20 protein-coding genes are annotated in these 18,815 nt (G+C 43.0%); 9 read left to right on the top strand and 11 right to left on the bottom strand.

What is annotated here, in order from left to right; all coding sequences use genetic code 11:
* Positions 1–136: 136 nt before the first annotated feature.
* Genes topA through RBR61_RS01035 form a run of 5 tightly spaced genes read left to right on the top strand, consistent with a single transcriptional unit; the run spans position 137 to position 5,344 of the window.
* Positions 137–2,359: a type I DNA topoisomerase gene (gene topA, locus RBR61_RS01055; protein WP_320341665.1), complete on the top strand. Its 2,223-nt coding sequence runs from the start codon at positions 137–139 to the stop codon at positions 2,357–2,359.
* An 8-nt stretch (positions 2,360–2,367) separates the two neighbouring features.
* Positions 2,368–2,889 (top strand): metallophosphoesterase family protein, encoded by a 522-nt coding sequence (locus RBR61_RS01050; RefSeq protein WP_320341664.1) that lies wholly within the window; start codon positions 2,368–2,370, stop codon positions 2,887–2,889.
* On the top strand, positions 2,886–3,731 hold the full coding sequence (locus RBR61_RS01045; protein ID WP_320341663.1) for a biotin synthase: 846 nt from the start codon (positions 2,886–2,888) through the stop codon (positions 3,729–3,731). The genes RBR61_RS01050 and RBR61_RS01045 overlap by 4 nt, the downstream gene beginning before the upstream one ends.
* 4 nt (positions 3,732–3,735) lie before the next feature.
* Entirely contained in the window at positions 3,736–4,899 is a 1,164-nt protein-coding gene (locus RBR61_RS01040) for a cation:proton antiporter (RefSeq protein WP_320341662.1), read from the top strand.
* Between the two features lie 34 nt (positions 4,900–4,933).
* Positions 4,934–5,344, top strand: coding sequence for a thioredoxin family protein (locus RBR61_RS01035; RefSeq protein ID WP_320341661.1), 411 nt, complete (start codon positions 4,934–4,936; stop codon positions 5,342–5,344).
* On the opposite strand, the gene RBR61_RS01030 is transcribed toward RBR61_RS01035, so the two are convergent.
* Positions 5,345–6,298: an NAD(P)-binding domain-containing protein gene (locus RBR61_RS01030; RefSeq protein ID WP_320341660.1), complete on the bottom strand. Its 954-nt coding sequence runs from the start codon at positions 6,296–6,298 to the stop codon at positions 5,345–5,347. It lies immediately after the preceding gene.
* Between the two features lie 99 nt (positions 6,299–6,397).
* Here RBR61_RS01030 and RBR61_RS01025 point away from each other — a divergent pair, with 99 nt between their 5' ends.
* Together RBR61_RS01025 and asnB are read left to right on the top strand one after the other, a co-directional pair.
* Positions 6,398–6,988, top strand: coding sequence for a class I SAM-dependent methyltransferase (locus RBR61_RS01025; RefSeq protein ID WP_320341659.1), 591 nt, complete (start codon positions 6,398–6,400; stop codon positions 6,986–6,988).
* The gene (asnB, locus tag RBR61_RS01020) at positions 6,988–8,793 is read left to right on the top strand and encodes an asparagine synthase (glutamine-hydrolyzing) (protein ID WP_320341658.1); all 1,806 of its coding nucleotides are present in this window, start codon (positions 6,988–6,990) and stop codon (positions 8,791–8,793) included. The genes RBR61_RS01025 and asnB overlap by 1 nt, the downstream gene beginning before the upstream one ends.
* On the opposite strand, the gene RBR61_RS01015 is transcribed toward asnB, so the two are convergent.
* Genes RBR61_RS01015 through RBR61_RS00970 form a run of 10 tightly spaced genes read right to left on the bottom strand, consistent with a single transcriptional unit; the run spans position 8,790 to position 17,718 of the window.
* Positions 8,790–9,446, bottom strand: a complete 657-nt coding sequence (locus tag RBR61_RS01015) for a carbonic anhydrase (RefSeq protein ID WP_320341657.1) — start codon at positions 9,444–9,446, stop codon at positions 8,790–8,792. The genes asnB and RBR61_RS01015 overlap by 4 nt on opposite strands.
* Before the next feature lie 49 nt (positions 9,447–9,495).
* A complete protein-coding gene (locus RBR61_RS01010) occupies positions 9,496–10,389 on the bottom strand; it encodes a methyltransferase domain-containing protein (protein WP_320341656.1) in 894 nt (297 codons plus the stop codon).
* A complete protein-coding gene (gene upp, locus RBR61_RS01005) occupies positions 10,390–11,016 on the bottom strand; it encodes a uracil phosphoribosyltransferase (protein ID WP_320341655.1) in 627 nt (208 codons plus the stop codon).
* A 48-nt stretch (positions 11,017–11,064) separates the two neighbouring features.
* A complete protein-coding gene (locus RBR61_RS01000) occupies positions 11,065–12,387 on the bottom strand; it encodes an aminotransferase class V-fold PLP-dependent enzyme (protein WP_320341654.1) in 1,323 nt (440 codons plus the stop codon).
* Positions 12,380–13,939, bottom strand: a complete 1,560-nt coding sequence (locus RBR61_RS00995) for a nitrite/sulfite reductase (RefSeq protein ID WP_320341653.1) — start codon at positions 13,937–13,939, stop codon at positions 12,380–12,382. Before RBR61_RS00995 ends, RBR61_RS01000 begins: the two co-directional genes overlap by 8 nt.
* Before the next feature lie 9 nt (positions 13,940–13,948).
* Positions 13,949–15,361, bottom strand: coding sequence for a sulfate adenylyltransferase subunit CysN (gene cysN / locus RBR61_RS00990; RefSeq protein ID WP_320341652.1), 1,413 nt, complete (start codon positions 15,359–15,361; stop codon positions 13,949–13,951).
* 1 nt (position 15,362) lies between these two features.
* Complete coding sequence (gene cysD / locus RBR61_RS00985; RefSeq protein ID WP_320341651.1) at positions 15,363–16,274, bottom strand: sulfate adenylyltransferase subunit CysD; 912 nt, start codon at positions 16,272–16,274, stop codon at positions 15,363–15,365.
* Entirely contained in the window at positions 16,271–16,981 is a 711-nt protein-coding gene (locus RBR61_RS00980; RefSeq protein ID WP_320341650.1) for a phosphoadenylyl-sulfate reductase, read from the bottom strand. The genes cysD and RBR61_RS00980 overlap by 4 nt, the downstream gene beginning before the upstream one ends.
* Before the next feature lie 14 nt (positions 16,982–16,995).
* On the bottom strand, positions 16,996–17,226 hold the full coding sequence (locus tag RBR61_RS00975) for a DUF2061 domain-containing protein (RefSeq protein WP_320341649.1): 231 nt from the start codon (positions 17,224–17,226) through the stop codon (positions 16,996–16,998).
* Between the two features lie 45 nt (positions 17,227–17,271).
* Positions 17,272–17,718, bottom strand: a complete 447-nt coding sequence (locus RBR61_RS00970) for a DUF4395 domain-containing protein (protein WP_320341648.1) — start codon at positions 17,716–17,718, stop codon at positions 17,272–17,274.
* A gap of 234 nt (positions 17,719–17,952) precedes the next feature.
* Between RBR61_RS00970 and RBR61_RS00965 the strand changes: the two genes are divergently transcribed.
* Together RBR61_RS00965 and RBR61_RS00960 are read left to right on the top strand one after the other, a co-directional pair.
* Positions 17,953–18,357, top strand: a complete 405-nt coding sequence (locus RBR61_RS00965; RefSeq protein ID WP_320341647.1) for an Rrf2 family transcriptional regulator — start codon at positions 17,953–17,955, stop codon at positions 18,355–18,357.
* A gap of 12 nt (positions 18,358–18,369) precedes the next feature.
* On the top strand, positions 18,370–18,804 hold the full coding sequence (locus tag RBR61_RS00960; RefSeq protein ID WP_320341646.1) for a DUF4395 domain-containing protein: 435 nt from the start codon (positions 18,370–18,372) through the stop codon (positions 18,802–18,804).
* The last annotated feature ends 11 nt before the right edge of the window (positions 18,805–18,815 follow it).

Genomic DNA, 18,815 nt, shown 5'->3' with positions numbered 1-18,815 from the left:
AAAAAAAATAACTTTAATAAATTTATGAAATTTTTTTAAAAAGATACTATTTTTACAATTTATACTTTTTTTGCTACACTTCCAGACTTAAAAATAACTATACTATATATAATGTATAGCGCAATAGGAAAACTATTTGAACTTAATTATCGTCGAATCACCCGCTAAAGCCAAGACCATAAAAAACTTCCTCGGCAAAGATTATGAGGTCATCGCTTCTAAAGGCCACATAAGAGACCTTCCAAAATCACGTTTTGGGATCAGCGTGGATGAACAGAACCATCTCATACCGGCTTACAGCGTCGCAAAAGAGAACGCCGCAACGGTTAAAGAGATAAACGCTTTGGCAAAAAAGAGTGATACGATATACATCGCGACCGATGAGGACCGCGAGGGTGAGGCAATAGGATGGCATATAGCGCATGCGATCAAAAGAGACCCCGATACACTTCCTAGAATAGTTTTTCATGAGATAACCAAAACCGCTATCAACCACGCACTGGAGAATGCCCGCAAAATAGATATGGATATGGTAAATGCTCAGCAGGCACGCCGCATACTAGACCGTGTCGTGGGCTACAAACTCTCGCCGCTTCTTAGTTCAAAGATACAAAAAGGACTCTCTGCAGGCCGTGTTCAATCCTCAACGCTAAAGCTTGTCGTAGACCGCGAAAGAGAGATAAGAGCGTTTGTACCTGAAGAGTTCTGGACCATAGACACCCTCTTTAAAAAAGATATAGAGGCTACGCTCACACAACACAAACAAAACAAACTATCAAAGCTCTCTATAACCAACAAGGCTCAAGCAGATGCGATCGTAGAGAGTGTAAAAGCGGACTCGTTCGTCATCTCAAAGATAGAGACCAAAGAGAGAAAGAGTGCGACTCCTCCGCCGTTCATGACATCAACGCTTCAGCAGACGGCTTCAAGCAAACTCGGATTTACTCCCAAAAAGACCATGATGGTCGCACAAGCTCTCTATGAAGGCGTTAAGACTCCAAGCGGAACAAGCGGTGTAATTACATATATGAGAACAGACTCTCTTAACTTGGCTGCCGAAGCGGTTAGCGCTGTTCGCGGTGTAATTGAGAGCAGGTTCGGCAAAAAATATCTCCCTAAAGAGCCTAAGGTCTATACTAAAAAGGCAAAAGGCGCGCAAGAGGCTCACGAAGCTATCCGCCCGACAATGCTTCAATTTACTCCGGAGGTCGCGGCATCATTCCTAAAACCTGACGAGATAAAACTCTACCGTCTTATCTATGAGAGATTTATGGCTTGTCAGATGAACGACGCGCTTTTTGAGCAGCAGAGCATCATCTTTAGCGGAAAAGAGAACGAATACAGAGCTAGTGGGCGAAAGCTTATTTTCGACGGTTTTTATGCACTAACAGGAGCGGAAGACAAAGACAAACTTCTACCTGCACTCAAAGAGGGCGAAAATGCTGAAATACAAAAAATAAAACAGGAGCAGCACTTTACCGAACCACCTGCGCGCTACTCCGAAGCGGCACTTATCAAAAAGCTTGAGAGCGAGGGGATCGGTCGTCCTTCAACTTACGCTCCGACCATTGCCACTCTTAGCAACAGAACATACGTGACCATTGAGAAAAAGCAGATAATCCCGACAGATATGGCATTTACGGTAACTGAAATACTTGAAAAACACTTCCCAAATATTGTCGATGTATCTTTTACGGCAAATATGGAAGAGAAGCTAGATGAGATAGCAGAGGGAGAGAACGACTGGCAGAAACTGCTAAGTGATTTCTACTTTGAGTTTGACGAGAAGGTAAAAGAGGGTAAAGAGAAGATAGTCTCGCTAAAAGTTGCAAAACCGTTAGGCCGCGCTTGTCCAAAATGCGGTGAAGAGCTGCTTCTGCGCTCGGGAAGATTTGGAGAGTTCATCGCGTGCAGCGGCTTTCCAAAGTGTAAATATACAGAACAGGTTGAGGGCGAAAAAGAGGAGAAGGAGAAGTCAAACTCTGAATCAAGCAACGAGATATGCGATAAATGCGGCAAAGAGATGGTTGTCAAAACCGGCAGAAACGGTCCATTTTTAGCATGCAGCGGATATCCGGATTGTAAGAACACGAAAAGCATAAACGTAGAGGAGAAAGTAAGCGAGACACCGTGTCCTGAATGCGGCGGGAAAATAAGCCTTAAAAACTCCAGACGCGGTCCATTCTGGGGATGTGAGAACTACCCTAAATGTACCTTTATCTCCAAGTTCGAGCCTACAACCATAAAATGTAAAGAAAAGGGCTGCAACGGCGCTTTAGCAAGAAGAACATACAGAGGCAAAGAGGTTTACGAGTGTATAAAGTGTAAAACCAGAACACCGATAGAAGATATAGAGTAGAGACGAGTATGAAAATAGGTATCATTGCAGACACGCACACGAAGGTGAAAAAAGCCAAAAGAGCGATCGATACCCTCATAAAAGACGGTGCAGAGTTTATGCTGCATGCCGGCGATATTGTAGATGTGGAGGTTCTTCACCTCCTAAAAGAGAGCGGTTTGAGATACGAAGCGGTCTACGGAAACAATGATGCTCATCTCTCCCAGTTTCACAATCAGTTCAATCTCGTTCAAGAGCCGTACTACTTTAAACTCTCAAACACGACATTCAAACTTATGCATCTACCTTTTTATATGACCCCAGATACAGATGTCGTAATATTTGCACATACTCACGAGTTCTCCGTAGAGTTTACAGGCAATACCCTCTTTTTAAATTCCGGGGAGGTCTGTGCGAGAAACAAGCCTCTCTCGGAGTGGGCGATGCTTGAGATCAAAGATGACGAGTTTGTGGTTACAAGATATACAAGGGCAAACAAGAGTGATGAGATAAAAAAAGAAGAGTTTAACTATATAAGAGAAAAACAATGAATAAAGAGATATTTCTATGCTCCATCTGCAACATAAACAGCGGTACCTGCAATGAAGATTGCAAGTTTTGCTCTCAAAGCGTACGCTACAAAGCGGACATAGATAGATACAAACAAAAAGATATAGAGCTTATTTTAAAAGAGGCAAGAACTGCCGAGCAAAACGGCGCGTTAGGCTTTTGTCTCGTAACGGCAGACAAAGGGCTCAATGAAAAAACGCTCTCTTTTGTCTGCTCAATCGCCGAGATATTAACAAAAGAGGTACCGAAGCTCAGACTGATAGCATGCAACGGCACGGCAACGCTTGAACAGCTTCTTACCCTCAAAAAAGCTGGTATAAAAGCCTATAACCACAACCTGGAGACCTCAAAAGAGTTCTACCCTCAGATCTGCACGACCCACTCTTGGGATGAGCGTTATGAGACTTGCAAAAACGTAAATGAAGCAGGTCTGGTTCTTATCAGCGGAGGGATTTTCGGACTTGGAGAGAGCCAGCAGGATAGAGTCTCGATGCTTGAGTCTTTAAAATCACTGAACCCGACATCAGTACCTATAAACTTCTACCACCACAACGAAGCGTTGGAGCTCAGACCCAACCCGCTAAGCGTAGATGAAGCTCTCTCTTTGGTAAAACTCACAAGAGAGATGATCCCTGACGCAGAGCGTATTATGATCGCCGGAGGCAGAGAGCTTATGTTTGGAGAGAGACAAAACGAGATTTTTTCACACGGGGCGAACTCCATAGTCATAGGAAACTACCTTACAACAAACGGACGCGAGATGAACAAAGATCTCGATATGCTAAGATCGCTCGGTCTTAAAATTGCAAAAGCTGTGAGATAGAACCATGCATGAAAACGTCTTGCTTGTAGTGACGATCTCTCTGATAATCATCTTTTCGCCGTTCTTTGCGAAGCTTCTAAAACTTCCGACCACCCCTATCGAGATCATCTTTGGAGCCATATTCGCATATATCGGCTTTTTGCATGAGGAGCACCTTTTTGCGATAGTCGCAGAGCTTGGATTTTTGTACCTGATGTTTATAGCCGGAACGGAGATCAATCTAAAAAACACACTTAAGACGCCAAGAGAGCTGATGAAAAAGATCATTATCTATCTTGCCATCTTATACGCATTCTCTATCGCCCTCTCTCTCTATCTTGATCTTGGAAAGATATTTATGGTGCTTATGCCGCTTATATCGGTCGGGCTTATTGCTACGCTCTCAAAAGAGTACGGCAAAACTCCTTGGCTCTCACTCTCGATGACTGCCGGGGCAATCGGCGAGATAGTAAGCATCGGTTTTTTGACCCTCACTTCTGCGGCTCTGCAGTCCGGTCTGGGAATGGGACTTATCAAGACCGTATTTGCACTTGCGCTCTTTTTGCTCTTTATGTTTTTGCTCTTTCGCGCTATGGAGCTTCTCTTTTGGTGGTTTCCACAGGTCTCTACATCTCTTATGCCCCATAACGACAACAAGGAACAGGATATCAGACTCTCTATGGGGATATTTTTCCTTCTTGTAGGCGCGATGCTCTATCTTGATCTTGAACTCGCCTTTGGTGCATTTTTGGCGGGGATATTCATCCCTACCTTTTTTGAACACAAGCATGAGCTTCCAGAAAAACTCGCCTCCTTCGGCTTTGGTTTTTTAGTACCCATATTTTTTATTCATATCGGAAGCTCTTTTAATCTGGAGATGCTCTTTATGGAGGGGCTTATAACAAAAGCGCTCTTTATAACGCTCGCTATGACGCTTATGAGGCTGGCGGCTTCATTGGTCTTTATCAAGGACCTGGGTTTTGTGGATGCGATCCTTATGGGACTCTCACACTCCATGCCGCTTACACTTCTTATCGCTATGGCGACTCTTGCCTATCACGCGAACAGTATAGATGAACTTCACTACTACGCACTTATTTTAGCTTCGCTTTTCCAAGCAATTGCTATAATGATCGTTATCAAGCTGATAAACAACTATAAAGTAAAAAAAGGCATAGAGTCTGCTTGATAATTTTGCCAACCCAATATAAAAGGGGTAGTCTATGAAAACTCTGCTAGCACTTTTACTTACCTTTTTAATAGCCTCTGCGCAAAGCTACAAAGAGTTTGCCAAAGAGATGGGCTATGAGACAAACTACCAAAAGGCACTTAAAAAAGCAAAAGATGAAAATAAAGAGCTTTTGGTAGTTATGATCACGAACAACTGCCCTTGGTGCATAAGGTTTGAAAAAACCACACTCTCGGATAAAACTATAGATGAACTTATAAAGAGGAGCTATATCCCCCTTATTCTTAACAAAAATGATGGAGGATTTCCGCCATACCTCAACACTCCCATAGTGCCTACAACCTACATTATAGACCCAAAAGACGAGAAGTCAGACTATGAGAGAATGGGTTTTATGGGCAAAGCAGAGTTTTTAGAGCTATTTGAAGAGCTAGAACTGGAGTAACTACCCCTCTTGCTCCTGTATATGGCATGCGATCGCATAGCCGTGGTTGAGCCCAAGAGCTATGCTGCCTCCCGACTCCTGTGTTATATCGCCGGCGACAAAAAGTCCTTTGATATTTGTCTCATAATTCTCGTCATGAACAGGTTTGCCATCCTCCTCTTTTATGCCCGAACTTGCCAAAAATGCGCTTGGAGTAGTACCGCCGATGGCATAAATAACTCTGTCAAAAGTTTGCGGCTCAATATCGTTAAAGATGACTTTGACCCTGCCCTCATCACTCTCTAACGAGACGATATCTATCCCTAAAATGGGTTCGACCTCTTTATGCGAAATTGCGTTTGCGATATCACGCTGGTTCGTAGGGTTGGCACGTCTAAATGTCTCTCTTCTGTAGCAGATAGTCACCTCATTTTTTGCACTCAGATCAACCGCGTACTCGATCGCGCTGTCCCCGCCGCCGACAACCAACACCTTCTCGCCGCCAACGCAGCCGTCTAACGTAAAGCCTACTCTGCTTTTTATCTCCGGCGGTATCTTATAGTCCGGCTTATTTGGTTTTCCCATTCTGCCTATCGTTACAACTACATACTTTGCCGTTATGCTGCCGCCTGCGATGAAAACCTCAAAGTAACCATCTCTTTTTTCTATCTTTTGAACTTCCGTATGGGTTTTAAGTTCGACAGAGTGGTTAACCAATATCTTGTCAAAAAAATCAAGAGTTGTCTCTTTTGTACCGTCAACAAAGTATATCCTGCCGTCAAGCTCCACTTTTTGACCCTTCCAATCCTTGTCTACCCTTTTGTTATCTTTGTAATATTTACGTATGGTGGAGTTGTGATTTTCATCCTTTTCAAGCAAAATGATGTCTCTTATGCCCAAGAGATAACTCTCAACCGCCGTTGCAATTCCCGCGGGACCTGCACCTATAATCGCAAGATTGTACATGTGACTCATAATAATTCCTTATAACATATTGTCAACATTCTAACATAATTAAAAAACAATCTAAATATTTTTTATACTATAATTCTAAAACTATATTACGGAAAAGCCATGCCCCGCGTTGACAGCCAAAAATTCTACTCATCAGCCATAGACAAGTACGGAATTACCGCAAAAGGTGTAAACTGGCACTCTAAAGAGTCTCAAAAGATCAGGTTTGATATTATTTTAGAGATGCTTCCGGATAAGCTAAGCTCATACAGCATTGCAGATGCGGGGTGCGGTTTTGGAGACTTGTACCTATATATGACAAAGAAAAAAAGAGCTCCAAGGGAGTATATAGGCATAGACTCTCTTGCTGATATGTACTCCATCGCAAGCGAAAGGACAGGGTGTGAGATACTCATAGCAGACATCTGCAAAGAGTCTCTCCCTGCGGCAGATTATTATGTCTGCAGCGGTGCGATGAATGTTTTGGAGGAGTTTGAGACGCATCTCTTTGTGCAAAACTGTTTTAACGCCTGCCGAGTAGGTTTTATATTTAACGTGCTTCACGGCGAGAAGAAAAGCGAGACTTACAACTACATCACAACCGCGCAGATAGAGCAGATGGCAGAACATCTTGGAGTTAAAAAAGTGGTTTTTAGAGATGATTATATGCAAGACGATATAACCGTTCTTTTTCTAAAAGAGGCTATCTGATGTGTGCTGTTTTTGGGATCTTAGGAGAGTATGACGCTACCGTCGCCAAAGCCGCTCTTGGCAGACTTACTCACAGAGGACCCGACTTTTGCGGGATAGTAGAGAGAGAAGAGCTCTTTTTTGCGCATCAGCGTCTTGGCATAATCGACACACATTCACGTTCAAACCAGCCGCTCTCGCATGATAAGATTCTGCTCTCATTTAACGGAGAGATATACAACTTCAAAGAGCTTAGAGATGAGCTAAAAGATGAGTTTGCCTTTAAATCTCAAAGTGAGGGCGAGGTCATAATAGCGGCGTATCTTAAGTGGGGAGTCGGTTTTGTAGAGCACTTGCGCGGTATGTTTGCGATCGCGCTTCTGGATGATGAGACTCTCTACCTCTTTCGCGACAGACTCGGCAAAAAACCGCTCTTTTACCTGCATGGAAAATCTTTTATATTCGCATCCGAGATAAAAGCGCTTCTGCCCTTTTTGCAAAAAGTTGAGATGGATGAGGATGCGCTTCTTAGCTACCTCTCATTTTTGGCTCCCACTCCGCCATTTACCTTTTTTAAAAACATCAAAAAATTGGCGGCGGGAGAGTATCTTACTTTTAGAGATAAAAAGGTCGAAATAAAACGCTACTTTGAGCTGCTTGAAAATAAGCCAAACCTCATAACGGACAGAGATGAGGCAGTATCTGTGTTGGAGAAGCTGCTTGAAGAGTCTATAAAAATCAGACTTAATGCGGATGTTCCCATGGCATCACTGCTCTCGGGCGGAATCGACAGCGCTTTGATAAACGCCTTTGCCCTAAAAAACGGAGTAAAACTGCAGACCTACACACTGGGCTACAAAAATTTTGCAAAATATGATGAGAGGCAAAATGCAAAAGAGAGCGCGGAATTTTTGGGTGTCTCAAATCAGGAGATCGAGATCTCCAAAAATGACTTTGTCAATGCTATGGATAAGACTTTTGATGCGCTTGATGAGCCGCTCAATGACCCTGCGGCAGTCCCGCTATACCTCCTTTTTGAGCACATTAAAAAAGATGGTTACAAGACGGTACTAAGCGGAGAGGGAAGCGATGAGCTCTTTTTGGGATACAGACAGTACTTTGAATTTTTGGACGTACAGTCGCTTACAAAAATTAAAAACAAAAACTGGCTCAGCAACTATTTTCACTCCAACTTCTCTATGAACAGGGAGTGGGAGAGGTACAAAAGGGTTTTTGACGACACGCTTCTGTTTCGTACAACAGGAGAGAGCTTTACGGACCTGCAGAAAAATATGCTTCTAAGAAGAAATGTAAGAGATAACGAATCACTCAAATACATAGAGAGCTATAGAGAGAGATTTGAGAAGTCACAACACCGTGATGAGAGCATCTGGTACAGCTATATTGACCTGCATCTTTTTCAGGCTGAACACTTCTTGGCTAAACTAGACCGTGTGAGCATGGCGCACTCCATCGAATCGCGCACCCCTTTTTTAGACCATAAGTTTGCATCCGCTCTATTCTCGATCGATCCAAAGCTGCGTTACGAAGATGGCACCACTAAGTCACTCTTAAAATCGATTGCAAAGCCATATCTGGGCGAAAAAATCCTCTCACGCAGAAAAAAAGGTTTCTCCAACCCATATATGGAGTATTTGGTAGAGAGCAAAAAAATAGAGCTCATTAGAGAGGTAAACGACAAGAGTGGGATTTTTAAAAAAGATGCTATCGAGGAGTATATACAAAAAGCCTCAAGAGGCAGTTTCAAACAGCATGTCTGGGGGCTTTACGTACTTAGTGTCTGGATAAAGAAGTACCTGCTCTAGCTCTCTTTTTTAAGAGCACTAAGCGGCAGAAACTGCGATATCTCAGGGTCATAGTACTCTATCTCTCCGCTCTCGATATCGTAAACCCAGCCGTGAATTGAGACCTCATCGCTATCGACCCTTTTTTTGACAGAAGGGTATGTTAATAGGTTTTCAAGCTGGGAGATGACGGATAGCTTTTCCGTCAGACGAAGAAGTGCTGTTTTGTCTGCGTTGGGACCAAGTGCTATAAGCGCTTGCGACTTTGCGCTCTCGCCAAGGGTCAGCCATGTTTTTGTATGGACAAGCTCGGGGTCATCGCTGCAGCTCTTGTTATGGATAGCCTCTATCGCCCCGCACTTTGTGTGACCGCACACTATAATGTTTTTCACTTTAAGAACGCTCACGGCATACTCGATAGCCGAAGCGGTAGAGTGAAAATCCTCATCAGGTTTATAGGGTGCGACAAAATTGCCTATGTTTCTCACGACAAAAAGATCACCAGGCGCGCTGTTTGTCATCAAGTCGGGCACTACTCTTGAATCGGAACACCCAATATAGAGCGCTTTTGGAGTCTGTCCTTTTGTAGCAAGCTCCAAAAACTCCTTTTCATGAGCCTTAAAGTAACTTTTGCGAAAGAGCTCGTTTCCCTCAATTATGTTGTCGTGAGTCATGGCAAAACCTTTTGTCTTTTGAGTCAAAATTATAGCTTAAGAAAGAAAATTAAGATTTTGCGATCTTTCTCGCACTTAAAAAGAGATAATCCTTCCCCGTTACCACTGCTCTGTACTTTTTTTGCTGTAGATACTTTTTGCAGAAGTGTATATCTTTTAGAACAAGACCAAGCTCGCTAAATGAGTAGTTAGGGGCTTTCGCACCGTAGATCATTTCGCCCTCAATCCATCTGCAGTTTGGAAAACCAAGCACCATTGAGCCGCCCTCTGCCAAGTAGTTTTGGTATATGGACATAAATGTAGAGTTAAAAGAGATATTTGAGCTTTGAAGCGTACCTATGGAGACGATAAGGTCAAATCTTCCTAACTCCAGTTCACTAAGAGCGTTTATATCGTGGCAGATAAACTCGACATTTTCATGTTGCGAAAACTCTTTTTTTGCATACTCGATCGCCGAGGCAGAGTAGTCAATGCCGACAAACTTGACAACACCAAACTCCTCATCCGTAAGCATATTTTTTATAACATCAAACTCATCCCCACGGTTTACGCCCAGATTTAAAACCCTCTTTTTGCTTTTTATGCCGACAAACTCAAGCGCTTTTTTATAGTGGTACAAAAAGCTGAATTCTCTTGTTTTATCGATCGTAAAAAAGTCGCTTTTTGTGCCGTATTTTTCACTGCTTTCATCCTCTGAGTTATGAAAAGAACTCTCGATATGCAGCTTTTGAAATCTTAAAAGAGTAGTCGCCTCATCTTTTTTTATAGGAGTGAGAAGCCTCATAAAATATAGCTGTGCAAGATCGACAAAAGACTTATATCCGATACTCTCTATATCGGACTCTAAAATCTCCACTTCAACAACTTCACCGCCATCTACTTGCAGAGCTTCAAAACACTCCAGAATCTCATTCGAGCTCTTGCCCCGCAGGTCTATAGTCATCTACTGTTTTACTGTGTTGTAAGAGCGGTCACCAGCATCCCCAAGCCCGGGAATGATAAACTTGTCGCTGTTAAGCCTCTCGTCTATCTGCGCTATGTAGATGTCTACCTCAGGGTACACCTTGCTTACTTTCTCCAAGCCCTCAGGCGAACCTATTATATTTAGCGTAACAATTTTAAGCGGTTCTCTGCTTTTGATAAGCTCTATGGCATCCATCATAGAGCCTCCTGTAGCCACCATCGGGTCGACCAAGATAACCGTTTTGCCCTTGCAATCCGGAAGCCTGTCATAGTAAAGAACGCTCTTGTGAGTGGTCTCGTCCCTCTTCATCGCCAAAAATCCTGCAGAGACCCCCGGCAGAAGGTCTACCGCGCTATCAAGCATCGGCATACCTGCCCGAAGAACCGTTGCGACCACAATGTTGTCCTCATCTATAACTTCATAACTCTCTTTGCCGCGCCATGTCGTTATGCTCTTTTGAGTAAAAACAGGCTCTTTTAACGCCTCATACATCAACTGCTTTGTAAGTTCGCCTACAGTATGTCTAAAGCGAAGCGCGTCGCTGCTCTGGTCTCTTAGATGCATAATTAACGTTTTTGTAACGGGGTTTGACAATTCATAAACCATTTTGTGCCCTTGATATAAGCTGTTGCTAAATTGTACTATTGCAAATATTCAATAGCTCTTAATCTCACAGATGGTTTTATTAAGTGCCGCGAGAAGATAATCAATATCGCTGATCTCTTGCGAAAAGTGGATACTGATGCGGAGCCATCCCGGTTTCTCATCTAGATCATGCTCATCCTCCAGCCCCAAAAGGTCATGCCCGTACGGTCCTGCGCAAGAGCAGCCTGCACGAGTCTGCAGACCGTTTTTGCTTGACATGCTTGAACATAGGCTATACGGGTCCACCCCCTCTATATTAAAAGAGACTATCCCTATATTCTCCTCTCTCATATTTCCGTAAATAGTGCAGCCTGGAATTTTCAGCAGACCATCTATGAGATGTTTCAGGAGTCTGTTCTTCTCATTTTTTATCCACGTAAACCCGATCTCGTTGCGAAGCTGATATGCTAATGCGGCGCGGATAAGCTGCAAAATTGGAGATGTTCCGGCATCCTCTCTTAACTCCTTTTCATCAATGAACTGATGAGAGGTGCGGTCAACGTATTCGACCGTTCCCCCGCCTGCAAAAGAGGGAGCGATACTCTCATCGATAAGAGATTTTCTGATAGCCAAAAGTCCGCAAGAACCGGGGCCTCCTATAAGTTTATGCCCAGAGAGGAACATCACGTCATAAAAAGTTGAGGGGATATTCATATACGGAGATGATGCGGCACCGTCAAAACAGACTGTTGCACCATATTTGCGAAGGAGCAGAGAGATCTTTTCGTAGGGGGTGATAATGCCCGTTACATTTGAAGCGATGCAAAAAGCCCCTATCTTCTCTCTATCTCTGTTTTTTTTTAAAACATCCTCAAGCTGCCCTGTATCGACCACCCCATTATCATCCAATCCGATGCGGACTATGTCACAGAGCGCTTCGCGGTAACTTACCTCGTTTGAGTGGTGCTCATACGGTCCTACTATTACCAAAGGGCGTGATCCGCCGCAGCTTTCAATCTTGAATCTTTTGCGAGTTGCAGGGGGGATATATATCCCTAGTATCTCCTGAAACCTTTTTATTGCCGCCGTTGCTCCGCAGCCTGAGGGCAGTATCGCAAAATCAGGTTCAAGCTTTAAAAAGCTCTTTAGATGTCTGCGTGCTTCTCTGTACAAAAGATCCGTTTTTGCTGCCATTGATGCCTCTTTTGAGTGCGTATTTGCATAACTCCTAAGCACCTCTGCCATACGAGACTCTATAGCTTTATATGCCAACCCCGAAGCGGTATAATCAAAATAGTACTTTTTATGAACCCCTATGATATTCTTCTTTATCTCATCTTTAAGACCTTTTTTATCTCTCGTAAGAAGCGGTCTGAATATATCTTTACTCATAAATTATTCCGTAAGCATAATCATAAAAGTTTTTATAGTGGCTTGCCTGATAACTCTCTACTATGCTCTCAACAACCCCAAACGTATCGTCTGCCGCAAATCTTATCCCCGTTTTTCTGCCAAAACTGCTCTGCTCTCCCTCCAGATTTCCCCCCAGAATAAGTTCAAACCCTGAAACACTCTCAGCACCGCGTTTTACTTTACAACCAAGAAGTCCAATATCTACTATGTGTGGATGTGCGCATGAGTTTGGACATCCGTTAACGCTAAAAGAGAGTCTCTCTTCAAAATACGGAAATTTACGCTCGAGATGTTCCACCAGTTTTGCTGCCAAATCTTTTGTCTCGGAGACGGCAAATTTACAAAAATTTATCCCCGTACAGGAGAGTGTTCTTGCTTTAAAAGGTGACGGCTCTGCGTCAATGCCTATCTCTTTTAACTCTTCTACCACAGAGACGGCATTTTCGCTGGGCAGATCGGTAATGACAAAATTCTGCGCCGTTGTCGCTCTTATACTTGTAATACCGTATTTTTTAGCTATCTTTATAAGCCCGCTCAACCCCTCGGCTCCGATTCTTCCACCGTTTATGGCACAACCGATATAGCTTCTTCCCTCTTTTATACTCTTGTGTATGCCGAAATGTTCTCTATTTACATAAGGAGTATATTTTTGCACGTCATCCAGTTGAAGTCTGAAATCTACTTTTGAGTGCAATATCTCGATAAATTGTTCAACCCCCAGAGCGTCGAGCAGATGCCCGAGTCTTGCTCTGTTTCTATTCTCCCTGTTGCCGTAGTCTCTGTATATCTGGGTAACCGCTTTGGCAACTGCTAAAACCTGATGCGGTTCCACATAACCCAAATGAGAAGCTATTCGTCTGTTTGATGCCAAGCCTCCGCCAACACTTACATCAAACAGCACTCTGCCATCTTCGTCTTTTTTTGCATTAAAACTCAGATCCTGGATCTCATGAGAGGCACAGTGTTTGGAACAACTGCTGATTCCCACCTTGTATTTTCGCGGCAAATTCGATATCTCTCTGTTTGCATCAAAGTAGTCGTTAACCTCTTTGGTTATCGCCTCCACGTCATAAAGGCGCTCTTTATCTACATCACTTACGGGGCATGTAACCACATTTCTGGCAACATCTCCGGCCGCAAAAGCTGTAGTAAGCCCCGCCTCGCTCAAACATGAAAAAATTGCAGGCAGATCCTCTACTTTGATAAAGTGAAACTGCAGATCCTGTCTTGTCGTAAAGTCCGCCGTGCCTCTTGCATATCTCTTTGAGACCTCTAGAGCCGCTTCAAGCTGATTTAAATCCATCCTGCCGCCCTCTAGCTTAACCCTTAACATAAAGTAGAGCGTCCTGTCCTCTCTCTCTTGAAGATTTCTGTTTTGCGTGTACAATCCGTACCACTTAAATCTGTCTATATCTTCGGGGTCGATCTCCTCGCCGCTCTTTGCATAGCGGTAGATATCCTCTAAAACGTCCAAACCGTCTTTTTCTCTTTTTATTCGTTCAACTCTTTGTGCTTTTGTCTCTTTTGACATACTCTTTTCCTAAAAAATCTCTTTTGCTTCCCAGTGCGGAAAATGTTTCCTTACAAGTGCATTTAGCTCTACCTCAAACTCTGAATATTCATGAGCTTTTGCTTTTGAATCTGTTTGAGATTTTTGAACGATCATCCCGGCCCCGACAGTGTTGTTTGTAACTCTGTCTATGATTATAAAGCTCCCCATTGCCTTGTTTTTAATGTATGGGTCATACGCAAGATGGCTCTCAAGGGAGAGTTTTGCGTGCCCTATCTCATTTAGGTTTAGCAAATTCGCGCTTTGGTGTTCAAGCGTGTTTACATCCGTTTTATAGTAAAAGCTCTCAATACTTCCCACAACCACGGAAGAAGCGCGTTTTATAAAATACTGCTTATGTTTAAGCAGCGGCTCTTCGCTCATCCAGACGATATTTACATCAAAAGCATCTGCACTGTCGGGCTGTTCGTCGCTCTTTACCATGATGTCCCCACGGCTGATATCTATCTCATCTTCAAGCGTAACGGTTACTGCCTGCTGCACGTAGGCATACTCTAAATTACCGTCATAAGTAACTATCTCTTTGACTCTTGAAGACTTGCCTGATGGCAAAACGGTAATGCTCTCTCCTACCTTTATAACACCTGAAGAGATCGTCCCGCAGTATCCTCTAAAGTCCAGATTCGGTCTGTTTACATACTGCACCGGCATCCTGAAATGAATCAGATCTCTGTCGTTTGCTATCTCTATATTCTCCAAAAGATGCAGAAGCGTCTCGCCTTTGTACCACGGAGTTTTTTGGCTTGGCTCAACTACATTATCCCCGTTTAGTGCAGATAACGGAATAAGCGTAATATCTTCGCTTAACTCTATCTCCTTTGCAAATGCCAAATACTCTTTTTTAATACCTTCATAAACATCCTCGGAAAAATCCATCAGATCCATTTTATTTACGGCAACTACAATATGCTTTATCCCAAGCAGTTTTGCTATAAAAGAGTGTCTTTTTGTCTGAGTCTGGATCCCGTATCTTGCATCGATGAGGATTATCGCCAGATCCGCCATACTTGCACCCGTTGCCATATTTCTAGTGTACTGCTCATGACCGGGAGTGTCTGCGATGATAAACTTTCGCTTGTCCGTCGTAAAATATCTGTAGGCAACATCGATTGTTATACCCTGCTCCCTCTCGCTCTGCAGACCGTCAACCAGAAGCGAGAGATCAAACTCCCCCTCCGTCGTTCCGCTCTTTTTGCTATCTTTTTTTATGGCTGAGAGCTGATCCTCGAAGATCATCTTCGAGTCGTGTAAAAGCCTCCCGATAAGAGTGCTTTTGCCGTCATCAACGCTTCCGCATGTAATAAATCTCAGCAGTTGTTTATTCTCATGCTCTTTTAGATAACTCTCTATATCCGCTGCTATTTTTCTCTCTAATACCGACATCTTAAAAATACCCCTCTATTTTTTTCTTCTCCATTGAGCCTGCAGAATCGTTATCGATAACACGTCCCTGCCTCTCGCTTGTCTTGGTTAAGAGCATCTCCTGAATGATCTCGCCCAGTGTCGTTGCGCTTGATTCAACCGCGCCCGTAAGCGGATAACACCCTAAAGTTCTAAAACGCACCGTCTCCTCTTTTATCTCTTCGCCCTCATGTATTGGCATTCTCTCATCATCGACCATTATCTTGACGCCGTCTCTCTCAACTACGGGTCTCTTTTTTGCAAAATAGAGCGGAACTATCGGGATATGCTCCAGGTAGATATATTGCCAGATATCAAGCTCCGTCCAGTTTGAAAGGGGAAAAATCCTTATGCTCTCTCCCTTGTGAAAGCGCGAGTTATAGATACTCCATAGCTCGGGCCTCTGGTTTTTAGGGTCCCATCTATGGTTCTTATCTCTAAAAGAGTAGATCCTCTCTTTTGCTCTGGATTTCTCTTCATCGCGTCTTGCTCCGCCAAAGACAGCGTCAAACTTGTACTTGTTTAGTGCCTGTTTTAGCCCCTGAGTCTTCATTATGTCGGTGTGAACAGCCGAACCGTGAACAAACGGGTTTATATCCATCTCTATGCCCTCAGGGTTGGTATGAACTAAAAGCTCAAACCCCTCATCTTTTGCTCTTTTGTCACGAAACTCAATCATCTCTCTAAACTTCCATCTGGTATCTACATGCAGAAGCGGAAACGGCAGTTTTGCAGGGAAAAAAGCTTTGAGTGCGAGATGAAGCATAACCGCCGAATCTTTGCCCACAGAGTACATCATCACGGGATTGTCAAACTCCGCAACCACCTCTCTAAGTATATGGATCGATTCGGCTTCAAGCTGTTTTAAATGTGTCAATCTCTTTGTATCTATCAATTTGTATCCTTTATGTGCAATCCGCACTCTTTATGTTCAGGGTTCTCCCACCACCATCTGCCGCTTCGTATATCTGCACCCGCTTGAACCGCTCTCGTACAAGGCTCACACCCAATGCTTGGGTATCCCTCGTTATGCAAGGCATTATACGGCACACCGTTTTCTTTGATGTAACTCCAGACATCGCTCTCGCTCCACGAAATAAGCGGGTTTAGTTTTATTACGCCGTTGCCCTCATCCCACTCCAACATCTGCATCTCTTCACGTGTCGGGCTCTGCTCGGCTCTAAGACCGGTGATCCAGACCTCAACTCCGCTGAGGGCTCTTTTAAGAGGTGCTATCTTTCTAACAAAACAGCACTCTTTTCTATTCTCTACTGAGTCGTAAAACCCGTTAGCCCCCTGTTTGTGGTAGAGTCTCTCTACATCTCTGCTATCTGGGAAGTAGAGCCTTATTTTTGTCTCATACTTTAAATTTGTTCTATGCATGACATCATAGGTCTGCTGCGGTAATCTGCCTGTATCGAGCGTAAATATCTGGGTATTTGCGTCTATTTTTAATATCATGTCAGTTAGTACCTGATCTTCCACTCCAAAACTAGACGATAGCGCGGTTTTGCCTCTGTACTCTTTTAAAAAATGCTCTAAGACGCTTTTTGCATCCAGATGTTTAAACTCTGCGTTTAGTTTTTGAACTTTCTCTCTCATAAAATCCCTTTTTTCTAAATATGATAATCACCGGCAACCGCTTTATGTCTGCCTATATCTATCTTGTTCCACGCTCTCTCGTGGTAGTAGTACAAGATCATCTTCGTTACTACCTCTATGGAGCCGATGGATGCCGCCATGACCAGATTGCCCGTTATAATATAGGAGATGACCATTGTGTCAATCGTCCCTAACGTTCTCCATGAGATGGTTTTAATAACCGATCTGTAAGCTTTTTCCTGCATCTTTACTCCCTGCCCCAGAGCCCAAAACTATACCTATTACATAACTCATAGTGATTCCAGCTCAATGTTTCTGCTCTTTAGCAGCTCGTAAAACTTGCACGCAAAACAGACATCTTTCGTTGCCTCTGCAATTTTCCATATGCTCAAACATCCGACCAGCAGATAAGCGATAGTCATCTCACCTAAAAGCTCTGCGCCCAGTGCCGCAAAGAGAAGTGTCAAACCGACATGAGAAGCAAACTCTTTTGCACTCTCATCCGCAGCCTCTCTCTTTAGTCCTGTAATCTTGACTAAAAAAGTAGAGATCAAATATATAGGGCTCATATGCGGCGCCATATATATTCTCATTAAGAAGTCATAGACCAAAATATATAAAACAGCTGTATTCGCACTTAGCATATAAACAGCCATCAAAGCTACTAGAAGTGCTGCATGCATGCGGGCCTGATTCTTGCAAAGAGAGTTTTTTTCTATATATTGACTCTGTGACATCTTAATTTTTCTCCGATCTTTAATTATTTGACGAAAGTATAATCTGTTTCAGAAACAAAGTCAAGTGATTTTGTTGTGTTATACTTTACTAAAATAGTATAGATTATAGATAAAAGCCTATAAATAGGGATATTTAATGAATTAATAAATTTATATTTAATTACGAGTAAATCACTTTACATTATTTTTAAAAAAGTGTATACTTCGTGTTGATAAAATAGATCTGGAGTAACAATGCCGTTAATATCAACAAAGGGGAGTTACGGTCTTGCCGCTATTTGCGAACTGAGCAAACATTACGGCGAGTCTGTGATGCAGATAAAAGAGATAGCAGCAAATGCCAATATTCCTCAAAACTATCTTGAGCAGCTGTTGGGGAAACTGAGGCGTGCCGGGATCGTAGAGAGCATAAGGGGTGCCAAAGGCGGCTATAAACTCGCCCGCGATCCGAAAAACATAAAAGTCCTGGATATTTTGATCGCTCTTGAAGATGATCTTAAAATAGTCGATGCAAAGATCGATCATCCGATTTTGAATCTATTTTTTGAAGAGTCGCGGGAGAGTCTAAAAGATATTTTTGATATTAGCATTATGGAACTCTCAAGTTATCAAAACAAATTTTTAAACTATACGATATAAAGGGGAAAACAGATGGGCTCTTGTCCTGTAATATTTAAAAAAGTAGATCAAAACGTAATCAGAGTGATGGCAGGTTTGGTCTCTGCGATAGCGGTTATATTTATAGTCTCTCCTCAGCTCTGGCTTTTAACACTTCTGCTATATGACTTTCTGGTACGCTCTTTGGACTACAAAAAAGCGAGCCCTCTTTTTCACATCGCAAAGATTATCGCCAAGATGCTAGGGCTTAAAAAAATCGAGATAGACGCGGGACCAAAAGAGTTTGCCCTCAAGATAGGGTTTGTGTTCGTGCTTATCTCTTTTATAATGTTTATTTTAGGAGAAGCACTCGCTGCGGTTTTAGTCATTGCCGTGCTTCTGGTCTGCGCATTTTTAGAAGTTACGTTTAACTACTGCATAGGGTGCCAGATATATAAGATTTTAAAGAAATTTACAAAACTTTTTTAAACCTCTCTCTA

This window comes from Sulfurimonas sp. (assembly GCF_034005705.1).
GTDB lineage: Bacteria > Campylobacterota > Campylobacteria > Campylobacterales > Sulfurimonadaceae > Sulfurimonas.
This window is presented reverse-complemented; position numbering and strand designations above follow the sequence as displayed.

What these genes read in the sequence shown, in the direction of transcription:
- cysN (WP_320341652.1), bottom strand. Translation starts at nt 15,361, where the DNA reads ATGTCGGTATTAGAGAGAAAAATAGCAGCGGATATAGAGAGTTATCTA.
- RBR61_RS01050 (WP_320341664.1), top strand. Translation starts at nt 2,368, where the DNA reads ATGAAAATAGGTATCATTGCAGACACGCACACGAAGGTGAAAAAAGCC.
- RBR61_RS01015 (WP_320341657.1), bottom strand. Translation starts at nt 9,446, where the DNA reads ATGACTCACGACAACATAATTGAGGGAAACGAGCTCTTTCGCAAAAGT.
- RBR61_RS00980 (WP_320341650.1), bottom strand. Translation starts at nt 16,981, where the DNA reads ATGAGAGAGAAAGTTCAAAAACTAAACGCAGAGTTTAAACATCTGGAT.
- RBR61_RS01000 (WP_320341654.1), bottom strand. Translation starts at nt 12,387, where the DNA reads ATGAGTAAAGATATATTCAGACCGCTTCTTACGAGAGATAAAAAAGGT.
- RBR61_RS00960 (WP_320341646.1), top strand. Translation starts at nt 18,370, where the DNA reads ATGGGCTCTTGTCCTGTAATATTTAAAAAAGTAGATCAAAACGTAATC.
- RBR61_RS01045 (WP_320341663.1), top strand. Translation starts at nt 2,886, where the DNA reads ATGAATAAAGAGATATTTCTATGCTCCATCTGCAACATAAACAGCGGT.
- RBR61_RS01030 (WP_320341660.1), bottom strand. Translation starts at nt 6,298, where the DNA reads ATGAGTCACATGTACAATCTTGCGATTATAGGTGCAGGTCCCGCGGGA.
- asnB (WP_320341658.1), top strand. Translation starts at nt 6,988, where the DNA reads ATGTGTGCTGTTTTTGGGATCTTAGGAGAGTATGACGCTACCGTCGCC.
- RBR61_RS01010 (WP_320341656.1), bottom strand. Translation starts at nt 10,389, where the DNA reads ATGACTATAGACCTGCGGGGCAAGAGCTCGAATGAGATTCTGGAGTGT.
- RBR61_RS00975 (WP_320341649.1), bottom strand. Translation starts at nt 17,226, where the DNA reads ATGCAGGAAAAAGCTTACAGATCGGTTATTAAAACCATCTCATGGAGA.
- RBR61_RS00965 (WP_320341647.1), top strand. Translation starts at nt 17,953, where the DNA reads ATGCCGTTAATATCAACAAAGGGGAGTTACGGTCTTGCCGCTATTTGC.
- RBR61_RS01040 (WP_320341662.1), top strand. Translation starts at nt 3,736, where the DNA reads ATGCATGAAAACGTCTTGCTTGTAGTGACGATCTCTCTGATAATCATC.
- RBR61_RS00995 (WP_320341653.1), bottom strand. Translation starts at nt 13,939, where the DNA reads ATGTCAAAAGAGACAAAAGCACAAAGAGTTGAACGAATAAAAAGAGAA.
- RBR61_RS01025 (WP_320341659.1), top strand. Translation starts at nt 6,398, where the DNA reads ATGCCCCGCGTTGACAGCCAAAAATTCTACTCATCAGCCATAGACAAG.
- RBR61_RS00970 (WP_320341648.1), bottom strand. Translation starts at nt 17,718, where the DNA reads ATGTCACAGAGTCAATATATAGAAAAAAACTCTCTTTGCAAGAATCAG.
- upp (WP_320341655.1), bottom strand. Translation starts at nt 11,016, where the DNA reads ATGGTTTATGAATTGTCAAACCCCGTTACAAAAACGTTAATTATGCAT.
- RBR61_RS01035 (WP_320341661.1), top strand. Translation starts at nt 4,934, where the DNA reads ATGAAAACTCTGCTAGCACTTTTACTTACCTTTTTAATAGCCTCTGCG.